This is a genomic window from Ilyobacter sp. (assembly GCF_041583315.1).
Lineage (GTDB): Bacteria > Fusobacteriota > Fusobacteriia > Fusobacteriales > Fusobacteriaceae > Ilyobacter.
In genome coordinates this window covers 1-16,960 of the sequence record NZ_JBFHGC010000005.1, presented here as the reverse complement: position 1 = coordinate 16,960, position 16,960 = coordinate 1, and the positions used below count along the sequence as shown (strand labels likewise).

14 protein-coding genes are annotated in these 16,960 nt (G+C 35.6%); 11 read left to right on the top strand and 3 right to left on the bottom strand.

Annotated features, from left to right (window positions below):
• The 10 genes from ABZA26_RS00520 to ABZA26_RS00475 all read left to right on the top strand — a co-directional run.
• On the top strand, positions 1 to 246 hold a 246-nt coding region (locus tag ABZA26_RS00520), incomplete at its 5' end, for a methionine adenosyltransferase domain-containing protein (RefSeq protein ID WP_372712563.1).
• A 242-nt stretch (positions 247 to 488) separates the two neighbouring features.
• Positions 489 to 1,805, top strand: a complete 1,317-nt coding sequence (rsxC, locus tag ABZA26_RS00515; RefSeq protein ID WP_372712562.1) for an electron transport complex subunit RsxC — start codon at positions 489 to 491, stop codon at positions 1,803 to 1,805.
• Positions 1,798 to 3,435 (top strand): RnfABCDGE type electron transport complex subunit D, encoded by a 1,638-nt coding sequence (locus ABZA26_RS00510; RefSeq protein ID WP_372712561.1) that lies wholly within the window; start codon positions 1,798 to 1,800, stop codon positions 3,433 to 3,435. Before rsxC ends, ABZA26_RS00510 begins: the two co-directional genes overlap by 8 nt.
• Complete coding sequence (locus ABZA26_RS00505) at positions 3,432 to 3,947, top strand: hypothetical protein (protein WP_372712560.1); 516 nt, start codon at positions 3,432 to 3,434, stop codon at positions 3,945 to 3,947. Before ABZA26_RS00510 ends, ABZA26_RS00505 begins: the two co-directional genes overlap by 4 nt.
• On the top strand, positions 3,940 to 4,467 hold the full coding sequence (locus ABZA26_RS00500) for a hypothetical protein (RefSeq protein ID WP_372712559.1): 528 nt from the start codon (positions 3,940 to 3,942) through the stop codon (positions 4,465 to 4,467). The genes ABZA26_RS00505 and ABZA26_RS00500 overlap by 8 nt, the downstream gene beginning before the upstream one ends.
• A gap of 145 nt (positions 4,468 to 4,612) precedes the next feature.
• A complete protein-coding gene (gene ftsY / locus ABZA26_RS00495; RefSeq protein ID WP_372712558.1) occupies positions 4,613 to 5,836 on the top strand; it encodes a signal recognition particle-docking protein FtsY in 1,224 nt (407 codons plus the stop codon).
• Between the two features lie 183 nt (positions 5,837 to 6,019).
• Positions 6,020 to 7,015, top strand: coding sequence for a phosphate acetyltransferase (pta, locus tag ABZA26_RS00490; RefSeq protein WP_372712557.1), 996 nt, complete (start codon positions 6,020 to 6,022; stop codon positions 7,013 to 7,015).
• A 59-nt stretch (positions 7,016 to 7,074) separates the two neighbouring features.
• Entirely contained in the window at positions 7,075 to 8,274 is a 1,200-nt protein-coding gene (locus ABZA26_RS00485; RefSeq protein ID WP_372712556.1) for an acetate/propionate family kinase, read from the top strand.
• Positions 8,275 to 9,055: 781 nt separating this feature from the next.
• On the top strand, positions 9,056 to 12,616 hold the full coding sequence (gene nifJ, locus ABZA26_RS00480; protein ID WP_372712555.1) for a pyruvate:ferredoxin (flavodoxin) oxidoreductase: 3,561 nt from the start codon (positions 9,056 to 9,058) through the stop codon (positions 12,614 to 12,616).
• Between the two features lie 119 nt (positions 12,617 to 12,735).
• The gene (locus tag ABZA26_RS00475) at positions 12,736 to 13,065 is read left to right on the top strand and encodes a 4a-hydroxytetrahydrobiopterin dehydratase (RefSeq protein WP_372712554.1); all 330 of its coding nucleotides are present in this window, start codon (positions 12,736 to 12,738) and stop codon (positions 13,063 to 13,065) included.
• Between the two features lie 40 nt (positions 13,066 to 13,105).
• Here ABZA26_RS00475 and citG read toward each other — a convergent pair whose 3' ends face one another.
• From citG to citC, 3 genes are read right to left on the bottom strand one after another with little or no spacing between them, the layout of a single operon-like run.
• Complete coding sequence (gene citG / locus ABZA26_RS00470; RefSeq protein WP_372712553.1) at positions 13,106 to 13,960, bottom strand: triphosphoribosyl-dephospho-CoA synthase CitG; 855 nt, start codon at positions 13,958 to 13,960, stop codon at positions 13,106 to 13,108.
• A gap of 8 nt (positions 13,961 to 13,968) precedes the next feature.
• Positions 13,969 to 14,484, bottom strand: coding sequence for a citrate lyase holo-[acyl-carrier protein] synthase (citX, locus tag ABZA26_RS00465; RefSeq protein WP_372712552.1), 516 nt, complete (start codon positions 14,482 to 14,484; stop codon positions 13,969 to 13,971).
• Positions 14,484 to 15,539, bottom strand: a complete 1,056-nt coding sequence (gene citC / locus ABZA26_RS00460; protein WP_372712551.1) for a [citrate (pro-3S)-lyase] ligase — start codon at positions 15,537 to 15,539, stop codon at positions 14,484 to 14,486. The genes citX and citC overlap by 1 nt, the downstream gene beginning before the upstream one ends.
• 469 nt (positions 15,540 to 16,008) lie before the next feature.
• Here citC and ABZA26_RS00455 point away from each other — a divergent pair.
• Positions 16,009 to 16,960: hypothetical protein (locus ABZA26_RS00455; protein WP_372712550.1), on the top strand; the 952-nt coding region annotated here is incomplete at its 3' end.

The following is a 16,960-nucleotide window of genomic DNA, read 5'->3' as shown; positions in this document are numbered from 1 at the left end:
GTAGTAGAGCCTACTTCTGTAAAAGTAGATACCTTCGGAACAGGTAAAATAGAAGAGATAAAAATGGCAGAGATAGTAAAAAAAGTATTTGACCTTAGCCCTAGAGGAATAGAGCTAGCTTTGGAACTGAGATCAGGAAACTTTAAGTATCAAGACTTGGCGGCTTTCGGTCACATAGGAAGAACAGATATAGATCTTCCTTGGGAGAGAACAAACAAGGTAGAAGCTATAAAAAAACTTGTATAGAATAAAAACAATGGAAAAGACAGTCGACAGGCTGTCTTTTTGATTTTCCAAATAAGATCAGTAGTTGAAATATAAAACTTGACACAAGCAATAAAGAAATGTAAAGTTATTAGTAATAAATACAAATCTGAAAGAGGTCAAAGTTCCCAAAGGGGAGCATAAATAAAAAGGAATTAATTTTATATTATAGAATAATATTGTTGTCATAAAAAAATCCCATTGATGGCATGAAAGGGGGGAATATGAAAATATTTAAACCAAGAGGGGGAGTTCATCCTAAAGAGATGAAGGAACTCACATCAGATAAAAATATAGAGATAATGCCAGAGGTAAAGGAGTATAGAGTATCCCTCCACCAGCATATAGGGGTTCCTGCTATTGCTATAGTATCTGCAGGAGACTATGTGAAAGCGGGGCAGGAGATAGGTAAATGTACAGCGATGCTTTCAGTAGCCATACATTCACCGGTGTCTGGATATGTCAAAGAGATTATAAAAGAAAATAATGAAACATTTATAGTTGTGGAAAATGACTTTAAAAATAATTGGATTGATCTAAAACCCTGGTATGACATAAAATTATCAAGTGGGAAAAACGCTTTGAAATTTGTAACCTTTATAAGAGAGATGGGGATATGCGGTCTGGGAGGAGCTATGTTTCCAACTCATATGAAATTTCAGGCTGATGAATATGAAAAGGTTCACACGATAATAATAAACGGAGCTGAATGTGAACCTTATCTCAATTCAGATAACAGGATAATGATTGAAAAGACCTCAGAAATTATGATTGCGCTAAAGAGGCTCTTTGATTTGATGAATATAAGCAGGGTAATTATCGCAGTGGAAGATAACAAAAAAGAAGCAATTGAAAAAATAAAAAAAAATCTGGATAATACTGGAAAAATAGAGGTGGCAGTTCTTGAAAGTGTATATCCCCAAGGAGGGGAAAAACAGATTATAAAATCTCTGATGAATATAGAGGTACCTATACATAAGATACCCATGGAGTACGGACTCATAGTAATAAATGTGGGGACTCTGTATGCTCTCTATGAGGGAATGTATAGGGGAAAACCTCTTGTAGAAAGGGTTGTGACTGTATCTGGCCTGGGAATAAAGGAACCTAAAAATATTTTAGCCAAGATAGGAACACCTATAAAAGATATTTTGGATTATGCAGGAATAGACAGGAGTAATACTTATAAACTTCTTTTGGGTGGTCCAATGATGGGAAGAACCATCGCAGAAGAAGAGGAGGCCCTAAAAAAGGGGACAGGTGGAATACTGGCTCTCCTGAAGGATGAATGTAATGAATATGAGACTAAGGCCTGTATAAACTGCGGAGCTTGTGTAGATGTTTGCCCGATGGGTCTTATGCCCCTCAGATATGTGGAACTGGTAAGAAAAGAAGACTATAGCAGAATGGAAAAGAGGTACAGCCTCAGCAGTTGTATAAAATGTGGCTGTTGTGAGTATGCTTGTCCTACTAAAAGACCAATTGTAAAATCTATATTTTTAGGTCTGGAAAAACTAAAGGAGGGGAAAAAAGGTGTATAAACTAAGTGATTCTCCTCACATAAGAAAAAAAGATACCTTAGAGAAGGTAATGTATGATGTAGTCATAGCTCTTCTTCCCTGTATGATAAGTGCAGTATATTATTTTGGGTGGAACGCAGTAAAAATAATGGTGGTAGCTATCATAACCGGTCTTTTGACAGAAGGAATTCTGGCCAAATTAATGAAAAAATCATGGAAATGTATTTTTGACGGAAGCGGACTGGTGACAACTCTTCTCCTGGCACTTATAATCCCACACATGACTCCTCTCTGGATGGTGGCCCTGGGAAGTATTTTTGGTATAGGGGCTGGAAAAATGGCCTATGGGGGAGTAGGAGAAAATATTTTTAATCCCGCTCTTGTGGGAAGAATATTTATGATGATATCTTTTCCAAGCACTCTATATAAATTTCACACTGCTGATGGTGCAGCCGGAGCGACAGCTTTTCCCATAGTAAAGTATATGGGTGCAGACTGGCTCGCAGCAAATGTGGGTGGAAAGACAGAACTATATAAAAGTCTTATTACAGGAAAAGAGATATTGGGCTCAATGGGTGAGATAAATAAAATAGCGATTCTCATTGGATTTTTATATCTTGGTTTTAGAAAAAGACTGAAATGGAAAGTACCTCTGCTGGTGGTGGCCACAAGTGGTATTTTGAGTTATTTTTACGGAGAGGACCCTGTCCTTTCAATTCTTTCAGGAGGTCTTATCTTCGGAGCTGTCTATATGTGCACAGATATGGTGAGCGGACCTGTAACTGAAAATGGAAAGGCTGTTTTTGCAATATTTGTAGGAGCGTGTGCTTTTTTTATAAGAAAGTATACTTCTCATCCTGTGGGAATAGGATATGCTATTCTTCTGGGAAATGTGCTGGCTCCACTTATAAATAAATATACTGAACCTAGGGTATATGGAAAGGATAGGAATATGAAAAAAATATATGGAGTTTTATCAGTAGTGATTCTTTTTGTAAGTGGGATATTTATTCTCACAGGCCTTGATAAAATAAGCCAAAAGAGAAAAGAGGTTCGTGAGGAAAAACTCATGTCTCAGGTGAAAAGTTATATTTTCCAGAAGGATCTGAGATATGAAGATGAAGAAGGGATATATCATGAAGGGTATGTGTTTATACCTGCATACGATGAATCTGAAAATAAATATTATCTGGTTCTGGGAGAAGCAAAGGGATATGGAAATAAAACGATAAAGTTTGCTATGGGGATAACACCTGATGAAAAAATAGCAGGAGTAAGAATACTGGAATCCAGTGAGACCGAGGGTCTAGGGGCTAATATAAAAGATGAAAAATGGATGGAGCATTGGCGAGGAATGGATACGGGCTATAAATTTGAGAAGGAAAGGGATGCTGCCGCAGGAGCAACTTATACCTATAAAAATATTCATAAAACCTTTCATGAAGTACTGATGAAAAGTAAAAACCTTTCTCAGGAAGATTCTCAAGAAGAAGAGTTGGACGGAGAAGGGGGAGCTACAGATACAGAATGGGGTGATGAAAACTCTGAAAAAGCAGAAGAAACAACAGCGACTGTCACTACCACTGAGGAAACAGACGGAGAAGGAGGAGCCAGTGACTCTGAATGGGAGGAAGAAGGTGAATCAAAATGATAAAAAGAGGCCGAGAACTCCTCTTGAAAAGCGGGGTTTTTATACTTATTCTTGCTTCTAACTGGAATCTTTTAACGATAGTCCAGGTATGGCTTATGGAAACTGTTTTTCTAACTGTATTCTTTTTATATGGAACTATCCAGAAAAAATTGATAAGTGGCAGATATTATAGATATAATTTAATGATTTTTTCATTTTTGATGGTTGCAGCTTTAATGCATTTTTCCGGTGAGATATTTCAACAGGGAGAAGAGAGATTTTCTCGTCTTTTAATAGTGGTGATCTTGAACTATTATATGTACCTGGATATGAAAAATGGTTTGAAAGATGTGGCAGACGTGAGTTTTACATTTATAACTATCGGACTTTGTATGTGGGGAATCAGAAAGGCCTTTGAATATTTTCCAGAACCGGTACTATTTTTTAGTCTGCCTCCGGGAATACTCTTTTCATTTGCTTTAGTAGCAGCAGTTATTCGAAAAGTGCTAAAGAGAGGTGGGGAAGATGTTTAGAGTTTTAATGGGAATAGTACTGGCTGCATTTGTCACGGAAAATGTATTTTTTTCAAGATATGATGCAGTGGATCACTATAGTGAAGACAGAAATGATGAAAAGACACTGGGGATAATGGCACTGACGATAATCTTGTTTATTTGGATCGGATACACACTTTCGTATTTTTTAGCCGGAGGAAAGCTATTCACAGTAATGGTTGCTGTTTTTTTTCTGGGAGAGATAGTTAAGAATATTTTCAGAAAAAAATATAAGAGAAGAGATATAGATGATCTTATAAAAATAACCCTGATACTTTCTGCTTTTAATATAAATTTTGATATGGGATACACAGATAATCTGGCAGCTATATTCATATCCGGATTTCTTTATTTTATATTTTGTCTTATATTTGCCAGTATAAATGAAAGACTTGAATACCTTGAAATCCCAAAATTTATGGAAGGCGGTCCCATAAAAGTGTTGACATTTGCCATTGTGGCAATGGTTTTTTATGCATTTACAGGAATAAAGCTTTGAAAATTGACCTCATAAGCGGGGTCTTTTTTTCTGAAGACAATATTGGGTGTTAGGCTGTTTCGGGAGCTGCTTTATCTTGAAAATGGGTATTAAATGTGATAGTATTTATTAAAAACCTTGTAAAATAAGTGTTTAGGAGGAAAAAATGGGGATTTTAAAGAAGATATTTGGATTTGGTAAAAAGAAGGAAAAAACTCCTGAGGAGATAGAGAAGGAAAAGATTATTTCTGAGGAAAAGGAAGCCCAAGAGGTCAAGAAGGTCATAGAGGAAGTAACTGAAGATGAATTTATAGGGGAGAAAAGAGAGTCTGAGGAAGCACCTGAAGAGCTTGAAAGTGAACTTTTTCAGGAGGAATCAGAAGAGGATAAACAACCTGCTGTAGAAAAAGAGCCAGAGAAACCAGAGGTTGTGGAAGTACAGAAAATAGAGAAGAAAGATATTCCGGTGCCTAAAAAGAAGGGCTTTTTCACATCTTTAAAAGAAAAGCTCACAAAATCAAGAGAAGGTTTTTTTGGAAAGGTAAAAGGATTCTTTTTGGGGAGAAATGTCATAGATGATGAGATGTATGAAGAGCTAGAAGAAATGCTTATACAGTCTGACATAGGTATGGATATGACTCTCAAAATAGTAAGGGCTCTGGAAAAAGAGGTAAGGTCCAGGGGGATAAAAGATCCAAAGGATGTCTACGAAGTACTGAAGGATGTAATGGAAGACTTCTTAATAGAGGAAGGAAACGAACTGAAAATAGATAAGCCAGGACTGAATGTAATTCTTGTGGTAGGGGTAAACGGAGTGGGTAAAACCACTACGATAGGTAAAATAGCTTCAAAACTGACGAAAGAGGGAAAGAAAGTAATCGTCGGTGCAGGAGATACCTTCAGGGCAGCGGCTATAGAGCAGCTGGAAGAATGGACAATAAGAGCAGGTGCAGAGATCATAAAACACCAGCAGGGTACCGATCCAGGTGCAGTTGTTTTTGACACACTAAAGGCAGCAGAAAACAGAAATGCAGATGTGGCTATAATAGATACTGCCGGAAGATTGCACAACAAAAATAATCTTATGAAAGAGCTGGAAAAGATAAACAGGATAATAGAAAAACATGTAGGGAACGCATCTTACGAAAGTATCCTTGTCATAGACGGTACTACAGGGCAAAACGGACTGAATCAGGCAAAGGTATTTAATGAGGTAACAAAGTTAACAGGGTTTATAGTTACTAAACTGGACGGAACAGCCAAGGGGGGAATCGTCTTTGCAATCTCAGAGGAGCTTAAAAAACCTATTAAATTTATAGGGGTCGGAGAGGGTATAGAGGATTTGAGACCTTTTAAACCCAAAGAGTATATTGATGCAATTTTTGAGTAATAAATAACTTTTTTTTATATTTTATAGACAAAAAAATGATCTTAAATGATTAGTAACATTGATTTTGTAAAGCCAGAGTTAAAAACTGTTTATAATTACTTGTAAAAATTTTTTTTTTCTGATAAAATACTCCCGTGAGGATAAAAAAACCTAGAAGGACTGATTACTTTAGGAGGTAAGCGAGTGAGTTTTATATCAGAAGTTAGGGAAAAGGCTAAAAGTTTAAACAATAAGATTGTTTTGCCAGAATCTACAGATGAAAGAGTTCTAAAAGCAACAGAGGAAATTGTTAAAGGAAAATTAGCAGTACCTGTCTTAATTGGAAATGTAGAAAAATTAACAAAACAGGCTCAAGAATTAGGTGTTTCTTTAGAGGGAGCTGAAATTATTGATCCGGTTAATTTTTCAAAGTTTGATGAATATGTAGCAAAACTTGTCGAGCTGAGAGCTAAAAAAGGAATGACTGAAGAACAAGCAAAAGAAATTTTAACTTCAGACGTTAATTTTTTTGGTGCAATGATGGTTAAGTTTGGGGACGCTGCTGGAATGGTTTCTGGATCTGATTCTCCTACAGCCAATGTATTAAAGGCCGCACTCCAAGTAGTCGGGACAAAACCTGGAATGAAAACAGTTTCATCAGTATTTTTAATGGAACTTAAAGATAAAATCGAGGAATATGGTCAGCTTCTTTTATTTGGAGATTGTGCTGTTATTCCAGAACCAACTTCAGAACAATTGGCTGATATAGCTGCCAGTACTGCAGAAACTGCAAGATCAGTTGCAGGTATTGAACCTAAAGTAGCGTTAATGTCTTTTTCTACAAAAGGATCTGCAAAACACGATTCTGTCAATGTTGTAATTGAAGCAGGAAAACTTTTAACTGAAAGAAAAGTAGATTTTGATTTTGAAGCGGAAATACAGGCAGATGCTGCAATCGTAGAAGCAGTAGGTGCCAAAAAAGCTCCAGGATCTAAAGTTGCTGGAAATGCGAATGTATTGATATTCCCTAACCTAGCAGCAGGAAACATAGGATATAAATTAGTTCAAAGACTAGCTGGTGCAGAGGCGCATGGTCCACTACTTCAAGGTCTTGCAGCACCAATAAATGACCTTTCTAGAGGATGTTCTGTATCAGACATAGCAAATTTAGCAGCCATAACTGCAGTACAAGCTGGATAATAGACTTTTTTTTCAAAATAAAAAATAAATCTTAAATAATCGGGAGGATTTTTATAATTATGAAAGTTTTAGTAATAAATTGCGGAAGTTCATCATTAAAATATCAGTTAATCAATCCAGAATCAGGAGAAGTTTTTGCTATAGGTCTTTGTGACAGAATAGGTATTCACGGATCTAAGCTTGAATTTGAAGTTCCTGCAATAGATTTTGAAATAGAAATAGAGAAAGATATGGATACTCATAAAGAAGCTCTTGAAATGGTAATAGCAGCACTTACAAATGAAGAATACGGAGTTATAAAAACCGTAGAAGAGGTAGATGCTATCGGTCACAGATTAGTTCACGGAGGAGAGGATTTCTCTAGCTCTATACTAATAGATGAAGAAGTAATGGCCGCTGTAGAGGCTAATAATGGACTGGCTCCATTACATAACCCTGCAAACCTAATGGGTGTAAGAACATGTATGGCACTTATGCCAGGAAAACCAAATGTAGGAGTGTTTGATACAGCATTTCACCAAACTATGCCTGCTAAAGCATATATGTATGCACTTCCTTATGCTGATTACAGAGATTTGAAAGTTAGAAAATACGGATTCCACGGGACTTCACACAAATTTGTCTCAACTACAGCCAGAGAAATAATGGGAAATCCTGAAAATTCTAGAATTGTCATATGTCACCTTGGAAACGGTGCATCTGTATCTGCTGTAAAAGATGGTAAATGCGTGGACACTTCTATGGGATTAACACCTGTAGCAGGTCTAATGATGGGAACTAGATGCGGAGATGTAGATCCTGGAGCATTAATCTATATAAAAAATAAAAGAGAACTTACTGATAAAGAGTTGGATACAAGAATAAACAAAGAATCTGGAATCCTTGGGATATTTGAAAAATCTTCTGACTGCAGAGATCTTGAGATTGCAAAGGAAAAAGGCGACGCAAGAGCACAACTTGCAATTGATATGATGACATACAGAATAAGAGCATATATTGCATCATACGCTGCAGCTATGGGCGGAGTTGATATGATATGTTTCACAGGAGGAATCGGTGAAAATTCTTCATTGATAAGATCAGAATCTTTATTAGGTCTTGAATTCATGGGAGTAGAACTTGACGAAGAGGTTAACTCTGTAAGGAAAAAAGGTAATGTAAAACTTTCTAAAGATTCTTCTAAAGTGGCAATTTATAAAATACCTACAAATGAAGAGTTAGTAATCGCAAGAGATACTCTTGAAATTGTAAAAGGATAATAAAATTTTACACCTGTCCAAGGACAGGTGTTTTTTTTACAAATGGTTTACATTTTTTATATAGTGTCTCTATAAATTTCCTATAGACTTTTATCTAGAGAGGTAAAGAAAAAATAGGAGGTTTAAAAATGTTGAAAAAAGGGACTATAATGGGAATGTTAGTTAAAAAATATATAGATAGCCCTCAATTCAAAAATGGTTTGTATCTTTTAAGTAGTTTTGAAACATAAAATATTCTCAATATTAAAAAAATGTAAAAAAAAATTAATATACTAGACTCTCTATATATGATAGGTCCGGGATGTTTCATTATTAAAATTCAATAGTGTTAAATGTCGTATAAGACCAGATCAAAAATAAAAAAAATATTTTTGATAATTTGTAAAGTTTAAGTTAACGGTACATGGGGTTTTTAAAAAATTCAAAAACAATACAAGTTGTAAAGCTTGAATTAACTTGAAAGTTATTTTTTTTTGGAATTTAAAGTGCAAAAAAAGAACACGCAACACTGTTTTTTCACAAAGAAAAGCAAAAAAATAACATTGAGAAACACATAGAAAATTATTGACAAAATAGGTTATAACTAATACAATGAACTAGTGTAGACTAAGGAAGTCAATCAAAACAAAGAAAAAAACTATGGAAAAAAAGAATAAAAATGTTTGAGTATTGTTGACAGAATAGTGATTATAAAGTAATATTTTGATTGACTGGAAATTTTATTATTCCACACAAAACTAAAAAAATTTGATTAACTTATACTTTAAGGAGGCGACAATTAATGGTTAAAAAGATGCAAACTATGGATGGTAACCAGGCAGCAGCTTGGGCATCGTACGCGTTTACAGAAGTAGCGGGGATCTATCCTATAACTCCATCATCTCCCATGGCAGAATACACTGATGAATGGGCGGCAAAGGGTAAGAAAAACTTATTTGGTGTTCCTGTTAAACTTGTAGAGATGCAATCAGAGGCTGGAGCAGCTGGAACTGTACACGGGTCACTTCAAGCTGGAGCTTTAACTACTACTTATACAGCATCTCAAGGACTACTATTAAAAATACCAAATATGTATAAGATTGCCGGAGAACTTTTACCAAGTGTAATTCATGTATCAGCAAGATCACTTTCAGCTCAAGCACTTTCAATATTTGGAGACCATTCAGATATTTATTCTGCTAGACAGACTGGATATGCTATGCTTGCATCTGGATCGGTTCAAGAAGTAATGGACCTTGGAGGAGTTGCGCATCTTGCTACTTTTAAAACAAGAGTTCCATTTATGCATTTCTTCGATGGATTCAGAACTTCACATGAAATTCAAAAAGTAGAAGTAATGGATTATGAAGTATATGACAGATTATTAGATAAAAAAGCAGTTCAAGAATTCAGAGACAGAGCTATAAATCCTCACCACCCAGTAACAAGAGGAACAGCTCAAAATGATGATATATATTTCCAAACTAGAGAAGCTCAAAATAAATTCTATGATGCAGTTCCTAAAGCAGTAGCAGAATATATGGAAGAGATCTCAAAAGTAACAGGAAGAGACTACAAGCCATTCACTTATTACGGTGCAGAAGATGCAACTAACATCATAGTTGCTATGGGATCAGTTACAGAGTGTCTAAGAGAAACTGTAGACTACCTAACTTCTGAAGGAGAAAAAGTAGGACTTTTAACAGTACACCTATACAGACCATTCTCTGCAGAGTACTTCATGAACGTACTTCCTAAAACTGTAAAGAAAATTGCTGTTCTTGACAGAACAAAAGAACCTGGAGCAATGGGAGAACCTCTATACCTTGACGTAAGAAACTTATTCTACGGTCAGCCAAATGCACCAGAGATCATCGGAGGAAGATACGGACTATCTTCTAAAGATACTACTCCTGCTCAAATGATCGCAGTATTCAACAACTTAAAATCAGAAACTCCTAAATCACCATTTACTGTTGGTATCGTAGATGACGTTACTAACCTTTCAATAGAAGTAGGGGAGCCTATTTTAGTAGGATCAAAAGATGTAAAAGGATGTCTATTCTTTGGACTAGGATCAGACGGTACAGTAGGAGCAAACAAAAACTCTATCAAAATTATCGGAGACAAAACAGAGCTTTATGCACAAGGATACTTTGCATATGACTCTAAAAAATCTGGAGGAGTAACTAGATCACACTTAAGATTTGGTAAATCTCCAATAAGATCAACTTATTTAGTTTCATCTCCTAGCTTTGTAGCATGTTCTGTACCTTCATATCTTGCACAATATGATATGATATCAGGTCTAAAAAAAGGTGGAACTTTCCTATTAAACTGTATCTGGGACAAGGACGAAGTTATAGCAAATCTTCCAAACACAATTAAAAAGACTTTAGCTAAGAAAGAAGCTAAGTTCTATACTATAAATGCTACTAAACTTGGAGAAGAGATCGGACTTGGAAACAGAACAAATACAATCATGCAATCGGCTTTCTTCAAGCTTGCTGACGTAATTCCATTTGAAGAAGCTCAAACTTACATGAAAGAATATGCTAAAAAATCATATGAGAAAAAAGGTCAGGACATAGTAGACATGAACTATGCAGCTATCGACAGAGGAGCAGGAGAGCTAGTAGAGATCTCTGTAGACCCAGCTTGGGCAAACCTTTCAGACGAAGATACTGCAGACTGCTGTGGATCTAGAGACTGCTCATGCGGAGTAAAACCAGAATTTGTAACTAAAATTTGTGACCCAATAAACGCAATAAAAGGATATGACCTTCCAGTATCTGCATTCAACGGATATGAAGATGGTACTTTTGAGAACGGAACAACAGCTTATGAAAAAAGAGGAATCGCTGTAAATGTACCTCATTGGGTTTCTGAAAACTGTATCCAGTGTAACCAGTGTTCTTATGTATGTCCTCATGCAGTAATCAGACCATTCTTAATCAATGAAGAAGAGATGGCTAATGCACCTGAAGGTCTTACAACTATCAAACCAATAGGAAAAGGTCTTGACGGTCTTCAGTACAAGATTCAAGTTTCTACTCTTGACTGTACAGGATGTGGATCATGTGCGAATGTTTGTCCTGCACCAAAAGGAAAAGCACTTGTAATGACTCCAATCGGTGACGAAGTAGCTGCTGGAGAACCTGAAAATGCAAATTACATGTTCAACCAAGTTACTTATAAAGATGACCTAATGGCAAAAACAAACGTTAAAGGTTCTCAGTTTGCACAGCCGTTATTCGAATTCCACGGAGCATGTGCTGGATGCGGAGAAACTCCATACATTAAAGCAATAACTCAACTTTTCGGAGATAGAATGATGGTAGCAAATGCTACTGGATGTTCTTCAATATACGGAGGATCAGCACCATCTACTCCATATACTAAAAATGCAAAAGGTGAAGGACCAGCTTGGGCATCATCACTGTTTGAAGACAATGCTGAATTTGGATTCGGAATGCATGTAGGAGTGGAAGCTCTAAGAGACAGATTAGCAGCAGTAATGACAAGAACTATGGATAAAGCTCCTGCAGAAGTTGCAGAACTTTACAAAGAGTGGCTTGAAAACAGAAACAACGGAGCTAAAACAGCTGAAATCAGAACTAAGTTACTTCCATTAATTGAAGGAAAGGACTTTGACGGAGCAGCTGAAGTACTTTCACTTAAAGATTACATTGTTAAAAAATCACAATGGATATTTGGTGGAGACGGATGGGCAAATGATATCGGATATAGCGGAATTGACCATGCATTAGCATCAGGACAAGACATAAATATCCTTGTAGTAGATACAGAAGTTTACTCTAATACAGGTGGACAGGCTTCAAAAGCATCACCTTCAGGAGCAGTTGCTAAATTTGCTGCATCTGGTAAAGGAGTACAAAAGAAAGATATGGCTGCAATATTCATGTCTTACGGATATATCTATATCGCAATGGTATCTATGGGAGCAAACCAAGCTCAATACTTGAAAGCTATCCAGGAAGCAGAGGCATTTGACGGACCATCTATCATAATCGCTTATGCTCCATGTGTTAACCATGGTATAAGAAAAGGTATGGGAGAATCTCAACTTGAGATGAAACTTGCAACAGAGTGCGGATACTGGCCTCTAATCAGATATAACCCTGCTTTAGAAGCAGAAGGTAAAAATCCACTTCAATTAGACTCTAAAGAGCCTAACTGGGATAAATACCAAGAGTTCTTAATGGGAGAAGTAAGATATGCTACTCTTACAAAATCATTCCCTGAAAGAGCAAAAGAGCTTTTCGCTAGAAACCAGGCAGAAGCTAAGAGAAAATGGGAGCAATACAAGAGACTTGCGTCGCTTGATTTCTCTGCAAAGTAATTTTAAAAAGATGTTTTTTAAAAGGACCGGAATTTTCCGGTCCTTTTTTTACTTATTATAAGGAAAAAGGTTCTTTTTGATGTATAAGTTTGTAAATAGAGTCAAAAGGGGGGATTGTTTTGGAATTAAAAAAAGAAAAATGTGTTCCATGTGAGATAGGTGGGGATCCTTTAAATGGAAAAGAAATACTTGAAATGGCTAAATTTGTGAATTCAGAATGGAATATAGAGGGGGAGAAGTTCATCAGAAGAGATTTTAAATTTAAAAATTTTAAAGATGCTTTGAAATTTGTGAATCTTATAGGGGTTTTGGCAGAAGAAGAGGGTCATCATCCGGATATAGAGCTAGGATGGGGAAGGGTTTCAGTTAAGTTTACCACACATAATATAGGGGGGCTAAGTTCCAATGACTTTATTATGGCCTCAAAAATAGATGATCTGGCAGTCTAAACTGCCAGATCATCTATTTTAAAATATTATAAAATCAATATCATACATAAAAAGTTTCTTTTACCAGAGAAAGAAAAACTGTAACAGCCAAAAGGTCGGCACATCCTCCGGGACTAATTCTTTTTTTTGAAAAGTTTTTATCTAGGTCGTGTATCTCCACTATAAGATCCTTGTTTAAAAGACTACCTTTTTTCAAAAGATTTTTGCATATAATTTGTACTTCTTTCAAAGTGCTGATGTCATGTCTGTGAAGGATAGTGGTGTCGTCACAGTGAGCCATTATAGTAATCAGAGTGTGAAGAAGTCTCTCGTTGTCTCCTGCATGTGAAAACTCGACTGAATCATATGCAGGCAGGGCATAGTCAAAAATTACTGGTATACCGGCTTCAACTTCCCCTCTTATTCCTGTGATACCATATTCTAAGAAAACCCTTTCTCCGTGGGTCAGGGCAGTTTTTTTTTCAAGATTTTTTAACTCTCTGCTGACCATTCCTTTTGTCATAGAACGGATGTGTTCCTGGATTGAGTGAAACTCTTCGTTGTTATATATAGCTTTTGAAGCTGCAATGACTGCTATTCCAAGGACGAAGATCATTCCCTTATGAGTATTTATTCCCTTGGTTTTTTTAAACATATCCTTCTCTGCTTCAACTCCAAATTTACGACAATCATAAAATATAACATCCAGATTGTCAGGAGAAAAGGCTCTATGAGCTATTTTTAACATATATTTTTGAAGTGAAGCTGTACTTTTTATAAAGGTAAAATAATCCATATCTTTATGAGCACCTTTTGAAACGGGGGATACAAGTCCGAATGAAGGGAAACAGGCAACTTCCATGAGCATGGACTCTAGGGCAAATTCACCTAACCGGTATATTTTTTCAGGATACATTTACTTTTTCACCTCGTTCTTTTGAAGTTATAGTAGGACGTGTGAATATAATCAAGGAGATCCTCCAGAGAGTGTGCACTGCTTCTCACACAGATATGTGCATCATTTTGACAGAGAAAACATTTTCTCTTTGGAAGATTTAACTGGCTTCTACTGATGCCCTGGGAGTCTTGCCTGTAGACATCAATATCGACAAGTCTTCCCAGAGGATGGCTTTCTTCCAGATTTACCACTGATTTTTTTATTTCCAGGGGATTTTCCTCTATAAAAAGGAGATATACGAATCCTTCCCAGGAGTCAATGCTTTTAGTATATCTTATTTTTTTTTTGAAAATTTTTAGGCATTCATTAAACATAATACCTGCTATGTCATCTGCCACAGGATTTTTTTTATACAGACCAGGATAGTTGGTTCTCAGTGCTATAAAAGGAAAGTTGTATTTTTCAGAAATCTTTTCTTGAAGTCTTACTCTTTCCTCTCTGGCATTTAAAATATCAATAGGATTAACATTTTTATTATTCATTAATGTGGTGTATGTGAGGAAATTATTTTCTCCACAATCTCCTTTCCTTCTTTTGACTGGATAAATTCGAGGGTGCTTTGAGGAATAAGTTTTGAAAGTTCCTTTTCATCTATAGCTCCATTTTTTTTCAATGACTCCCTTACCTTGGAAGCACTTATGAAGCCTGTCTTGTCTGCTCCTTCTTTTCTTTTTATGGTTTTCAGGGTTACCCCGTATTTTTCAAGAGTTTTTGAAAGGGCTTCATTGTAGGCATTGGTGACTTGGCAGTAAGGCTCATCACCAACCACTCTTTGAGTGATGTTGAATTTTTTACAGAAATAATTTGCAAATATCTTTGCATCCAGGGTGGTATAAGCCTCTAAGAATTCTCCGGCTTCTCTTAAAAAATATGCTGGAAATGTAGCAGAGGATATTATATATTTTCCACCTGGAATAACTTTTACATTTTTCAGATCGGATACGCCCTTTTTTACAAGGTTATATCTCACCTCGAATGGGAAAAGAGACTTGTTTTCTTCGACGACAAACAATAATACTTCCTCAGAGGTATTGCTGGCTTCTTCTACGAGGTATCTGTGACCCAGGGTAAATGGGTTGCAGTTCATTACAAGAGCTGTCTTTGGTCTGTGAGAATCTATTGAAAATTCAGAAGACATTTTTTCTAACTCTTTATTAATTCCTCCAATACCCCCTTCCAGAAGAACCACTTTATCCACTTTTTCAACAACTTTGTACCCAAGAGATGTAAAAATAGATTCATAGACAGGTTTTGTGAAAATAAAGGAGTGGAAAATACTCTCTTCAAAAAGTTTATCCTGTACTGCTTTCAAAAGGATATTTGTGATTCCAGTACCCTGCATAGATGAATCTATTGCGAAGCATTTCAGGATATCTTTAGCCTTTGAGCAGGTAGCAATTATTTGGCCTCTCTCTCTAATGGCAACTGTATAATCTATGTCATTTTCAAAATCAAGCTGGAATTTTTTTAGAAAATTTTTTACCTCATCAATCTCAGACGGATTTCTCAGGTGGATTCTTTCTGCTAAATAATTCATAGAACCTCCTATTAAAATATCTTTAAAACTATTATACCTTAAAATTTTAATAATTATTATTTAAAAAATAAATAAAACTGCCTGTATTAATCATAAAATTATAAATCAAAGAAATAATTCCTGTGTCCATGAAAAAAGATTAATAGATTATTAATTTTTTTTAATAATGAGAATCTTAATGAGTGCCAATGCACTTATAGCCCTTTAATAACAAGGAGAGTTTTAATGAAGGAAAGAAAGGAATCTTAAAAAAAAATGCAGCAGATTAAAATTTAATATTTTTATGTATATAGATGGTATAATATATCTTGTAAATGATAGTGGAGAGACTTATATAACAATTTTAAAATTTGAAAGGTCGTTTTCCTGATTTTGCATCTGAAAAACTTTTTTATTTTAACTGGGGGGGTAAAATTGAGTTTTTTATTTTTAAATTTTATTGAAAATACAGGCATAGGGGGTATTTTTTATGAAGGAGATGTATTTTAAAATTTTTGGAAATCCCCAAATAAAAGTGGATAACACAGTAATTTCACCAAGCCTCAAAAGGGGAGAGGCTCTATTGTATTATATGGCTATAAATAGAAGGGTGAGCCGAGATGAGATCATAGATCTTTTCTGGATGGACTCAGATAAAAAGAGCTCAAGAAAAAATCTAAGAAACTTATTATATAAACTGAAACAGGATCTGGGATTTGATCTTATAATATCAATTAACAGGGAAATTTTAGTATTGAACCCAAATATAAGGATAACGAGTGATTATAGTGATTTTATGGATGGAGTGGGAGAGCATAACGGAGTTATTTTGGAGGAATGTTGTAAAGGAATCCCTATGTTCAACCAGTGGAAAGAAAGACTTTTAAAAAAAATTAATGATAAATTTTTAGAGACGGCATTTTTAGAACTGGCAAATAGTATGGGAAAGCAGGAGTTTGAAATAGCAGAGAAGCTTGCACAGAGGATAGTAAAAATAGATTCTGAAAATTTAAGGGCATATTTTGAACTCATGAAAATCTATAATGAAAAAGGTGAAGATAAAAAGGTTTGTGATATATATGACAAGTTGTGCACCTTATTTGATGGAGTCCAGGATAAAAACCTGAAAAATGAGATAGAAGACTTTTATAAAAATGTTTTTATAAGAAGAGCAGGTGAAATTTCCAAAAGCAAATCCAATAGGGAAAGTTTCTTTATCAGGAACAGAGAGCTGGGGATTTTGGAAGAGGAATACAGAGATTTTATCGAAAAGGATATAAAAAAAATTGTCATGATACAGGGTGAAGGCGGTATTGGAAAAACTCATCTGATTGATAAATTTTTAAAAAAAATAAATTGTGAAGAGTCTGATGTAATCTACTACAGCTGTACCAAAGGAGATTTTAACAAGAAGTTCAAGCTTTGCAAGGAACTTTTTTATC